The sequence below is a fragment of the Streptomyces sp. NPDC043867 genome (assembly GCF_056435845.1).
In genome coordinates, this window is sequence record NZ_JBWKDS010000088.1 from 1 (window position 1) to 1,779 (window position 1,779).

The 1,779-nt window shown below is 69.3% G+C and carries 1 protein-coding gene; it reads right to left on the minus strand.

The annotated features are described in order from the left end of the window. Positions 1 to 35: 35 nt before the first annotated feature. The gene (locus tag AC069T_RS37940) at positions 36 to 1,682 is read right to left on the minus strand and encodes an IS1182 family transposase (protein WP_478787079.1); all 1,647 of its coding nucleotides are present in this window, start codon (positions 1,680 to 1,682) and stop codon (positions 36 to 38) included. Positions 1,683 to 1,779: the final 97 nt, after the last annotated feature.

A 1,779-nucleotide genomic window follows, 5' to 3' on the forward strand; every position in this document is an offset into this window, starting at 1 on the left:
CCGGACGCTGTTGGCTAATTCCGCCCCGCTGGATCTCATCCAGCGGGGCGGAGTGCTGAGAAGGGTGAGATACGGGTGCGGGCGAGGGGTCTGCCGGTGAGCCAGGCGTCGAGGCGGGCGAGGTTGATGGCGGCTCCGGTGAAGTGGTGTTGCAGCCGGGTTTTGGCGAGGCCGCGGTAGCGGGATCTGCGCAGGCCGAAGGCCCCGACGCCTTGGGAGATGGTGCCCTCGACCCCAGCACGGTGCCCGTAGCGTCGTCGCCATGGCGCGGTGTCCTGTTCGATCCGGGCCTGTTGGAGGATCTCGTGCTCGGCCTGGGGGCGGAAGGTGAGTGCGCGTCCCTTGGGTGAGTCGGTGCACGACGTCCTCAGCTCGCACGGGCCGCACGCTCTGGCCGGGAACTTGACCCGGGTCACGGGGGTGCCCCGGTGGCTGGTGGTCGCTCGCCAGACAGTGCTCTGTTTGCCTCCGGGACAGGTGACCGTGCGCTGGTCCCAGTCGATGGTGAAGCGAGTGTTGTCGAAGAAGTCCCCGGCCGCCTGCTTCCGGTTGGTCACTTTCCCGACAGGGCCGACGAGGTCAATGCCGTGGTCGCGGCGAGCGTGGTGGATCTGCTCGGCATCCACGTATCCGGCGTCCACCAGGTGCTCGTCCGGCAAGAGCTCACGCTCGGCCAGCGCGGTGTGGATGTCCTCCAGGACAGTGATGTCACTGACCGGTGCCGGGGTGGTGTGGATGTGGGTGATCAGGTGCGGGGCGTCGGGCTCGCAGGTCTCGCTGAGGTGGACCTTGTAGCCGGACCAGCCCAGATCCCGCTTGGATCCGGTCCTTGCCCCGGGTTCGTGCGGGGTGCGTAAGCGGATCAGGCCCGGCGGGGTGTTCTTCGGCTCCCGCCAGCGCACGGCGTCGTTGGCCTGGTAAAACTGCTGCACCCAGCTCTGGCGCAGGAACTCCACCGCGGGCAGATGCCGCAGGCCGGGCGGCGCCGACACCGACCAGACAGCCTGAAGCAGCACCATGCCATCGGTCCCGCACTGGTCGCCGTGCTCGACACGCGCGGCCCACCGGGACGGGAAACGGCTGTCCTCCGGCCGGGCCGAGTACCGGTCGAACCACTCCGGCGCCGCCACCGTCACCAGCCATTCCCCGGCCACCTCAGCAACCTGGTTCAGCGCCGCTCGCAGCGTCTCGACCACGAACTCCAGCCGGCTCAGGTCCCTGGTCACGGCCAGCACATGGGTGGCGTCCGTGCGCTGCCGCTTGCCCGCCTTGACCAGCCCGGCCTCCCCAGCGGCCCGAAGCACCGTGTCGAACACCACCCGGCCCACATCCGACTCGGCCAGCCGGGCACGGAACTCGCTGAGCACAGAGAAGTCGAACCCGGTATCGGCAAGCTCCAGCGACAGGGCGTACTTCCAGTCCAGACGCGAACGGACTGCGTGCGCGGCCTGCCGGTCGGTCAGCCCCTCCGCGAACTGCAACACCGACACCAGCGCCAGCCGAGCCGGCGACACCGCCGGACGCCCCCGCACCGGGAACAATCCCTCGAACTGGGCATCAGCGAAGACCGGCCCGAGCGCATCCCGCATCCGCATCGCCAGACAGCCCTTCGGGAACACCGCACGCGCCACCCGCGCGGTCTCCTGCGGGATCTCCGCCAACTCCACCCCATGCAACGACACGAACCCACCCCTGAACACCACGACGGCCTGCACCACCCCAACGGGGTCGTACAGGCCGTCGTCACGCAGGCCCCCGGATTTACCAACAGCGTCCGGA